The sequence below is a fragment of the Gracilibacillus thailandensis genome, from assembly GCF_010994055.1.
GTDB lineage: Bacteria > Bacillota > Bacilli > Bacillales > Amphibacillaceae > Gracilibacillus > Gracilibacillus lacisalsi.
In genome coordinates this window covers 1-7,743 of record NZ_WJID01000103.1, presented here as the reverse complement: position 1 = coordinate 7,743, position 7,743 = coordinate 1, and the positions used below count along the sequence as shown (strand labels likewise).

Sequence of the window (7,743 nt, the reverse complement as noted above, 5' to 3'; positions counted from 1 at the left end):
AAATGCCAATTGCTACATTTTTAGTATGCCATAAACATTCTGGTGAAAATTGCGAACAGAAAATAATCGATGCTTTTTTTAATCTTGATTCAATAATCTCCAACACATGAAGCACATTTTCTTCTGAAGTTATGTTCACTTCAACCACTCCTCTTTGATAAAAGGCGATTCAAGTGCAAAATGTACTCTATAGAGTTTCACCCATCTTTTCCACTTGCTTTTTTAGGAAAAGTATACCATATCCGTATTCCTGTTGTATAAATCCTTAGCAATTGTCTATAACGAGAACAAACGTTCTTATTGTGAGGTGAATATTTTGAGATATATAACAGACGAAGAATTCAAAATAGCAAGCCGTTATTTGTTCTTGTCTATCGCCATAGAAGTTATCCAGAAAGATCTCGATACATTACGCAACAATTCTATATTTAAGATCAACGAGCCTTATATTAAGTTGCTGGAATCGATTGAGAAAAAAGCTTTAGAGGAAAGACGTGAGTTGAAGCAACAAATGCATATGAAGAATTTGAAGGTGTTACAAACTGGTACATCAGAACAGTTTACAGAATACACTTTCTATTCTAAACGTAAAGAGGAAAAACGGAATTATTTTAATCCGGCTATTCGGAAGAAGGTTTTGGTGATAATTGAGGAGTTGATTGAGTCAAATGAGGAAGTAGGCAGCTGAGGCTGTCTTTTTTTGCAGGATTTTTTACTTTTATGTAGAATCTATTAATATAATATCTTATATAAATAATTTAATAATGATTGGAGTTAGAAAATGAAGTGTTTTGAAAATATTTATTATTTTTATGGAAGTACTAAAATAAATCCCAACCAATTTCTACAAGAATTATTTTCAAAAGAGCAAGAATCTGAAAACACAAAGGCTGAAACGAAAAGTTCTGATATAATAATTGACCTTAATCAGGAACATGACTTTTCCTTTCAATACAAAAAGCACAATTATAAATGTACTTATTATTGCAAAAATGTAGACGTTGAAAAAGAAGTCTTTAAAGTAAGTATCTCTCTAAAGTATGACTCTAACAAAGAACAAGCTGCACACGCATTTTCTCAATTAATTCGTACTATACAACAATGCAAAAAAGGGAACTTTAATATGATCCCAGTAAAAGATGAGCTCTCAACTTATTACTCAGAGAGACTTTATGGTAAGTTAGCATTTTACGAAAGAAGTTTGAGAGCACTAATTACAGCTATCTTTATCCCTGTATATAAAGAGTCCTGGCCACAAGAACTAACACCATCGATAGGACAAGACATTTTAAAAAAGAAAAGCAAAAAAGAGAGACTAGAAAAAGCCCTAGAAGAACTAGATTTATATCAATTAGAGCTTATCTTCTTTGATGATGAGTTATCAATTAACAAAAATAACTATGATGAAGAATTCGAGGTAAATAATATCGAAACTTTATCACGAGATCAATTAATAAATAAAATAAGACAAAATAGACCTTTGTCATTATGGGATCAAGAAATTTCTAAATATGTTTCTATAGATCAGGCAGCAGATAGAATGAAGGATATTCGAGATCTAAGAAATCGCATTGCTCACAATAAAACTTTTACTGATAAAAATTATTATGCTTTAAAAAGGGAACTTAATTATATCATTCCAAAGATCAATGCAGCAGAAGATAAAATTCTAAATGAACATAATAGAAAAATCACCTTTCAAACAATACAGCGTACGGGAGAGAAATTTGCTGAAATGGCAAAGGTTTTTAGTTCAACTTATTTGGATACATTTGAACAAATAGGTAAAATTGCTAAACAATTTCAAGAAGGTATAGCTGCAGCTCGCATAGAACCTCTTATAGCGCTTGGTCAAAAGATGCAAAAATTTGCAGAAGTATATCCTACCGATGCCATAAACGAAAACAACGATAAAGGCGAAAATGACAGTGGTGGATAATTTATAGCATTGTAACTAAAATCAAGCCCAGGTTTTCCACACCTGAGCTTTTAAAATTCAAAAAAACCACCACTGATTAGTGATGGATAACTATAGATGCTAGCTATATTTTTCTTTTATTGTATCGAAGGTATTATAAACGCTGATTTTCTTTTGTATTTCACCAAACAATTCTAATTTAGTATTATTTTTGTGTTTTGTCTTTGAGTTCATTCTTTTTTGATAAACACGTTTATAAGATACAGAAAATAATTCTATAAAATTGGGTAAATCTAGTATATGAATTTTATATAACCTCATACATAACGTAAGACGAGATTGAACGATTTTCTTAAGCTTTACCTTCATTTCATCATCCAAAGTTGTATCTTTATCTATTTTTTTAATCAATTGTTTTCTCTTTTTATAAATTATATTGGTTAGAGAATAAGGGAAAGTAACAAAAACAAGAAAAAAAGTTATAACACCTTTTAAACTGAAATACACATTTTTAATATTAATATACAGTTTTAAAAACATGAATAAAACAAAAGAAAGAAAAGCAACTCCTAACAAATAATCTAGATAATCAATTAGTATCACTGGTCAATTCCTCCCCCGCAAGCCTCTTTTGTTTCATATGCTTTTTTTTCATATTATGCTCTTGTTTCATATTATGCTTTTGTTTATAAGATAGTACTGGTTTACAAAATAATTCGCCAATTGAGAAAACTACATATGAAGTTGCAATAATAACCAAAAAAATATTTACAGTTAAGTTATACCCAAATAATAACAAAAACAAACTTTCTACTAATATGAAGTCTTTATTTGGTACAATATTATGTGTTTCCTCGATGTAGATTAATTCAATCATTCCCAGGATTGAAATCAATGTAAAGATGCTAAATAATATGATACCAAAAATATAAAACATTTTAGATTTGGGCTTTTGTTCAAACTTTTTAAAATTATAACATTCTACATAGTCAATAACTAATAATATTAGGAACATAAACCACGACACGAAAAAAGACGTTGAATCTTCTGGCACTTCTCCAACATAACTAATTATTAACATACCGAGAAATAATGCGATCCTTTTAATATAAAACAATATAAGCACTTCCTAGATTGTGTTTATTAATAAATTCTACAAAAACTTTCAAATTCCTTCTAAAAAATAAAATTTTTTAAAATTATTTTACTAGTACAATTGAATTATATCATAATTAGAAAATATTACTATATGTAATAGGAAATTCTTTAAACACCGTTTTTTCACACCGGTGCTTGTTAACTACTTTATGCTATAATAAACTACAAGTATAAGGGTTCGACACCGCCATTTTATGTGCATGTAATACTCTTGACGAACGGTTTGAAAGATATTTGAATTGCAGTACGTATCTCTAAAGAAGAATTAATCAAATTTAATGAGAACTTGGAAACGAACGCTGTTGCTGATCTGAGTTATTTAGTAAGTAGATTCGAGAATATAACGAAGGGAATAAAGGAGTGATAAGGATTTCTTATACAATATTCACAATATGGTTTATTTGTGGTTTTTACACGCTAGATTTAGTATTAGGATTGAAAAAGAAGGGTGAAATAGACACCTTTGCATGTGTAATATCTGTTACGTTCATTGTGTCTTCTGTGCTAATAATTTTGTTATGAGGTGTAAAAGTGGAAATCATTAAATATATCATGCTTAGTATTATATGGTGTGTACTTATGGCGTATATAATATTTATTGTTACAATCTTAAATATCAGCAAAGATGAAGCACAGGGATTACCTTTCTACTGGCGTTTAAGTTTCATAATTTCCGGTACATTGGTTGGTGGTTTTTGGTTTATACGTTTCATATCTTAAGGGTAGGCATGATAACCTACCCTTTTAATTATAGATTCCCTTTATTCAAACAACTTTGCAAAAGTAACAGGTCCAGGTACTCCATCAACTGTAATTCCAACAGAACGTTGGAACGCTTTAACTGCTTTTTCAGTTTCACTCCCAAAGACACCATCTACTGCTATCTTATGACCTTTACAATAAAGCATAGCTTGAAGTATCCAAGTAAGGTTACCTTTAGCTCCCCTACGAACAGTTACAGATGCAGTTGCCGTTTTAGGTCCCTATATGCCATCTACAATTTGCATTAAATTGATTGTTTAATTCAGTCTGGTAAGCCTTCAATAGTGCTTTAAATGTCTCGGGTCCAGGTATGTTGTCTACTGCAATTTGATAGCCATAACGACTATTTACAGTAGATTGTATCATGGAAACTACGCCAGTAGATTTTTGCTTGCTAGTGTTTGATTTCTTGCCAGTAGATTTTGCTGTGCTGTTTTTCTTCAATCCAAAGATTTTTACGATACCATTTACATGCATTGATTAATTCGGCATTCATGATATTTTGGTTAGCTTTTGTAGCTTCGGATACTCCACCATTATAGATGAAATCTTCGTAACCTCGACCACCACCGGCATTAATGTGTACAGAAATAAGATAATCTGCTCCCCATTTATTAGCGTCATTGGTACGTTGGCTTAATGATAATGTTTTAGTGACAAACGGACAGACACACCTTTATATGCGCTCAATAAAGATTTAATCTTTTTCGATATAGCCAGAGTTAAATCCTTTTCCTTTAATCCATTTGCAACTGCTCTTGGATCTTGACCACCATGTCCAGGATCTATAAAGATTTTAACCATGTTATTTTTCCTCCTCTATTTAGTTAATCCATTACGGTCTAATACTTCTTTCTGCTTACGTCCTCGTAGTGTTAGATAGTTATTTTTAAACCATGCAACCCCAGACGCAATACCAGCTAAAACATAAGCAATCGTTTCATCATCACCAACTGGAATAGGTTGTAATCCATTGTTAGCCAGAACAACGTTAATCCACGTAATCGCTAATGCAATTGTTCTTACTAATGTTCCTTTATCCATACTTATCACCTCCCTCAAATAAAATAAAAAATCAGCCCTTATCTGGACTGATATTGTCAATTCTTTTATGTGCTTGTTTACTTGACTCTTCTACCCTAGTTACTCGTTCACTTAAGTGGTTAATCTGCTTTTCGTTTGCCTTTAAGTCAATACGAATGGCATCAACCCCTTTACTGATATAATCTAATCCAGCTTTGAGTTCTGCACTTTCTTTCGTATCATTCTTAGTTGAAGTGTTCCTTTTGGATTGATACGTTAAATATGCGATCAAAACCCCGAGAGCTGCTATTAAAATGGATCCTATTGATACTAGAACTCCAAGTTCGACTGACATGGTTGACCCCCTATCTATCTTTGGATATTAAAAAAGCACCTCGATTGAGATGCTTTTTTCCTTTACTTTTTGTTTATTAACATACTTAAAAGTTCAATGGTGTAGGTGAACTCTTTTGATATTTTCTTGTTTTTCCAATTCAACAACATGAATAGACCTGAATAAAATACTAACACCACAGTCACCATAATAGCTGATGTCAAGTCAAAAGCAAAATCAATCAATAACGTTAGAACTATAGTAAAAATAGCACCAATAAAAACAGAAAACACTTGATTATTCATAAAAGAACTGTATTCACTAGTTACGTCAGCTTTAATTAATCCTACCTCGTGTTTACTTTTATTTGATACATGCCTATGTTTGAACTTTTTGCTTTTTTTAAGCTTATCATTGATTTTTAATTCTAAGTCTTTAATTTCTTCTTTTTTTGTCATCTTAATCCACCCCTATATTTCATATCGGACTAAGACAATACATTTTAAATAAACGGGTCTTCGGAATATATAGTGGAAAACCCAGTTTAATAGTTTAACAACAATTTAATCATAAATCGGATTATTTAGTGGAATATCATTATCCTTTATTGGTATAATTAACCTATCAAATGATAGGAGTGATGGTAATGAGAGAGTTTAAGTTTCGTGCTTGGATAAATTTGTACTCACATTGGCATATGACAAATGAAGTACAATATGTGGATGATAAGACACTTGAATGCAATTTAAAAATTATTGGTAATATCTATCAAAATCCAGAGTTGGTTCAGGTGTAATATGAACGACTTATTATTCCTCCCAGATCTTACAGCAATCGAACCACCACAAGAGAATGAAACCGATATGATGTTTAAAGTGGAAGCAATCTATCCTCCAGAACGTTGTCCAGAATGTGGTTTTGACAAGTTATATAAGCACAGCTCACGAAAACAATTGATTATGGATTTGCCCATTCGTTTAAAGCGAGTTGGCTTACAATTGAACCGTAGACGTTATAAGTGTCGTGAGTGTGACTCGACCTTTTGGGAACGTCTTATATCCATTGACGAAAAGCGTAGTATGACCAGAAGGCTGTTAGAATCCATTGAAGAGCAATCAATGTCTAAGACCTTTGTAGAAGTCGCAGAAAGCGTTGGTGTTGACGAGAAGACCGTTAGGAACGTCTTTAAGGACTATGCGGCATTTAAAGAAAGAGAATACCAATTTGAGACTCCTAAATGGCTTGGGATAGATGAAATACACATCATTCGTAAACCTCGTCTGGTACTTACCAACGTCGAACGGAGAACTATCTATGACATCAAAAAGGATCGTAACAAGGATACAGTCATTAAACGCCTTTTAGAGATTGAAGATAGGTCTTATATCGAATACGTCACAATGGATATGTGGAAACCTTACAAAGATGCAGTGAATATCGTCCTTCCACACGCTAAAGTGGTGGTAGATAAGTTTCATGTAGTCCGTATGGCAAATCAAGCCTTGGATAGTGTTAGGAAATCTTTAAGAACTAATATGACACCAAAAGGAAGAAGAACACTTATGCGTGATAGGTTTATACTTCTCAAACGCAGGCACGATCTAATCGACCGTGAATTGCTACTTTTAGAAACTTGGCTTGGAAATATTCCTGATTTGAAGGAAGCCTATGAACTCAAAGAAGAATTCTATAAGATATGGGATACGCCAAGTTCACAAGAAGGAGAAAAACGATATATAAATTGGCGTCAGCGTTGTGTATCCAGTAATGTTAAAGATGCTTATAAAGACCTTGTTAGAGCCGTAGACAATTGGAATGAAGAAATATTCAATCACTTTGATAAAAGACTTACTAACGCATATACAGAGTCTATAAATAGCATTATACGTCATGTTGAACGACTGGGAAAAGGATATTCTTTCGATTCTTTAAGGGCAAAAATTTTATTCAACGAAAAGCTTCATAAAAAGCGGAAACCTCGTTTTAATAAAAATGCTTTTTACGATGCTTTACCAAATATGTTTGACCACGTTACAGATCACAACGTTTCAGATAACTTTGGTATCGACTTCACCACATTTATTAAGGAGTTGGAAAAGGGAGAGCTATAAGTTCCGTTCCACCATAAATCCGAAAATCCAAGAAAAAAGCACCCTATATAAATTTCAGGGTGCTAGAAATATTATGTTACTGAACATTATTTATTAATAATTTGTACTTGCTCATGTTTATGGACATAATCTTCTGGTAAAGGAAGTTGACCATTCTCGTCCATTTTGTACTCTTTACCTTGAATTATAAATATAGTATTTTCATCATGTCCAAACTTTCTCCAGTCCTTCTCTTTCATTCCTCTACTCTCAAGATCAACTTCATGAATAACACCAGAAGGATCGATCCTATATCTTGTCGGTTTATTATTTATAGTGAAAGGCTCTTCGGTATTGATTCCCAATCTATTAAATCCTTCTAGTACTTCACTAGCTTCTCTTGCAGTATACATAATATTAATTCTTCCAGTCTCTGCAAACGTCTGTAAATGAGTTAA

Annotated in this window: 14 protein-coding genes; 4 read left to right on the top strand and 10 right to left on the bottom strand. The window is 32.4% G+C overall.

Features of this window, described 5'->3' with window-relative positions; translation table 11 throughout:
* Nucleotides 1-316 precede the first annotated feature (316 nt).
* Together GH715_RS20325 and GH715_RS20320 are read left to right on the top strand one after the other, a co-directional pair.
* The gene (locus GH715_RS20325; protein WP_153837098.1) at nucleotides 317-688 is read left to right on the top strand and encodes a YhjD family protein; all 372 of its coding nucleotides are present in this window, start codon (nucleotides 317-319) and stop codon (nucleotides 686-688) included.
* Between the two features lie 93 nt (nucleotides 689-781).
* Nucleotides 782-1,939 (top strand): Swt1 family HEPN domain-containing protein, encoded by a 1,158-nt coding sequence (locus GH715_RS20320; protein ID WP_153837097.1) that lies wholly within the window; start codon nucleotides 782-784, stop codon nucleotides 1,937-1,939.
* Between the two features lie 99 nt (nucleotides 1,940-2,038).
* Here the strand turns inward: GH715_RS20320 and GH715_RS20315 are convergent, their stop codons facing one another.
* The 9 genes from GH715_RS20315 to GH715_RS20280 all read right to left on the bottom strand — a co-directional run bounded on the left by GH715_RS20315 (nucleotide 2,039) and on the right by GH715_RS20280 (nucleotide 5,653).
* Entirely contained in the window at nucleotides 2,039-2,521 is a 483-nt protein-coding gene (locus GH715_RS20315) for a hypothetical protein (protein ID WP_153837096.1), read from the bottom strand.
* The gene (locus GH715_RS20310) at nucleotides 2,508-2,945 is read right to left on the bottom strand and encodes a hypothetical protein (protein WP_163578802.1); all 438 of its coding nucleotides are present in this window, start codon (nucleotides 2,943-2,945) and stop codon (nucleotides 2,508-2,510) included. The genes GH715_RS20315 and GH715_RS20310 overlap by 14 nt, the downstream gene beginning before the upstream one ends.
* A gap of 892 nt (nucleotides 2,946-3,837) precedes the next feature.
* Nucleotides 3,838-3,984 (bottom strand): peptidoglycan-binding domain-containing protein, encoded by a 147-nt coding sequence (locus GH715_RS20305; RefSeq protein ID WP_153837094.1) that lies wholly within the window; start codon nucleotides 3,982-3,984, stop codon nucleotides 3,838-3,840.
* A 67-nt stretch (nucleotides 3,985-4,051) separates the two neighbouring features.
* Nucleotides 4,052-4,315 (bottom strand): hypothetical protein, encoded by a 264-nt coding sequence (locus GH715_RS20300; protein WP_163578800.1) that lies wholly within the window; start codon nucleotides 4,313-4,315, stop codon nucleotides 4,052-4,054.
* The gene (locus GH715_RS21850) at nucleotides 4,233-4,430 is read right to left on the bottom strand and encodes a hypothetical protein (RefSeq protein WP_276208134.1); all 198 of its coding nucleotides are present in this window, start codon (nucleotides 4,428-4,430) and stop codon (nucleotides 4,233-4,235) included. Before GH715_RS21850 ends, GH715_RS20300 begins: the two co-directional genes overlap by 83 nt.
* A gap of 44 nt (nucleotides 4,431-4,474) precedes the next feature.
* Nucleotides 4,475-4,642, bottom strand: coding sequence for an N-acetylmuramoyl-L-alanine amidase family protein (locus tag GH715_RS21845; protein ID WP_267463687.1), 168 nt, complete (start codon nucleotides 4,640-4,642; stop codon nucleotides 4,475-4,477).
* 15 nt (nucleotides 4,643-4,657) lie between these two features.
* Complete coding sequence (locus GH715_RS20290) at nucleotides 4,658-4,882, bottom strand: phage holin (protein WP_153837092.1); 225 nt, start codon at nucleotides 4,880-4,882, stop codon at nucleotides 4,658-4,660.
* Nucleotides 4,883-4,913: 31 nt separating this feature from the next.
* The gene (locus GH715_RS20285; RefSeq protein ID WP_153837091.1) at nucleotides 4,914-5,216 is read right to left on the bottom strand and encodes a hypothetical protein; all 303 of its coding nucleotides are present in this window, start codon (nucleotides 5,214-5,216) and stop codon (nucleotides 4,914-4,916) included.
* Nucleotides 5,217-5,278: 62 nt separating this feature from the next.
* Nucleotides 5,279-5,653, bottom strand: a complete 375-nt coding sequence (locus GH715_RS20280) for a hypothetical protein (protein ID WP_153837090.1) — start codon at nucleotides 5,651-5,653, stop codon at nucleotides 5,279-5,281.
* 188 nt (nucleotides 5,654-5,841) lie between these two features.
* Here GH715_RS20280 and GH715_RS20275 point away from each other — a divergent pair, with 188 nt between their 5' ends.
* Nucleotides 5,842-5,991 carry a hypothetical protein gene (locus GH715_RS20275; RefSeq protein WP_017186665.1) on the top strand — a complete coding sequence of 50 codons (150 nt, stop codon included), beginning with the start codon at nucleotides 5,842-5,844 and terminating at the stop codon, nucleotides 5,989-5,991.
* A gap of 1 nt (nucleotide 5,992) precedes the next feature.
* Nucleotides 5,993-7,306, top strand: coding sequence for an ISL3 family transposase (locus GH715_RS20270; protein ID WP_017186666.1), 1,314 nt, complete (start codon nucleotides 5,993-5,995; stop codon nucleotides 7,304-7,306).
* Between the two features lie 86 nt (nucleotides 7,307-7,392).
* Here the strand turns inward: GH715_RS20270 and GH715_RS20265 are convergent.
* A partial coding sequence (locus GH715_RS20265; RefSeq protein ID WP_205601876.1) for a hypothetical protein occupies nucleotides 7,393-7,743 on the bottom strand: 351 nt, incomplete at its 5' end.

What these genes read in the sequence shown, in the direction of transcription:
- GH715_RS20300 (WP_163578800.1), bottom strand. Translation starts at nt 4,315, where the DNA reads ATGCATGTAAATGGTATCGTAAAAATCTTTGGATTGAAGAAAAACAGC.
- GH715_RS20280 (WP_153837090.1), bottom strand. Translation starts at nt 5,653, where the DNA reads ATGACAAAAAAAGAAGAAATTAAAGACTTAGAATTAAAAATCAATGAT.
- GH715_RS20305 (WP_153837094.1), bottom strand. Translation starts at nt 3,984, where the DNA reads ATGCTTTATTGTAAAGGTCATAAGATAGCAGTAGATGGTGTCTTTGGG.
- GH715_RS20275 (WP_017186665.1), top strand. Translation starts at nt 5,842, where the DNA reads ATGAGAGAGTTTAAGTTTCGTGCTTGGATAAATTTGTACTCACATTGG.
- GH715_RS20270 (WP_017186666.1), top strand. Translation starts at nt 5,993, where the DNA reads ATGAACGACTTATTATTCCTCCCAGATCTTACAGCAATCGAACCACCA.
- GH715_RS20285 (WP_153837091.1), bottom strand. Translation starts at nt 5,216, where the DNA reads ATGTCAGTCGAACTTGGAGTTCTAGTATCAATAGGATCCATTTTAATA.
- GH715_RS20290 (WP_153837092.1), bottom strand. Translation starts at nt 4,882, where the DNA reads ATGGATAAAGGAACATTAGTAAGAACAATTGCATTAGCGATTACGTGG.
- GH715_RS20320 (WP_153837097.1), top strand. Translation starts at nt 782, where the DNA reads ATGAAGTGTTTTGAAAATATTTATTATTTTTATGGAAGTACTAAAATA.
- GH715_RS21845 (WP_267463687.1), bottom strand. Translation starts at nt 4,642, where the DNA reads ATGGTTAAAATCTTTATAGATCCTGGACATGGTGGTCAAGATCCAAGA.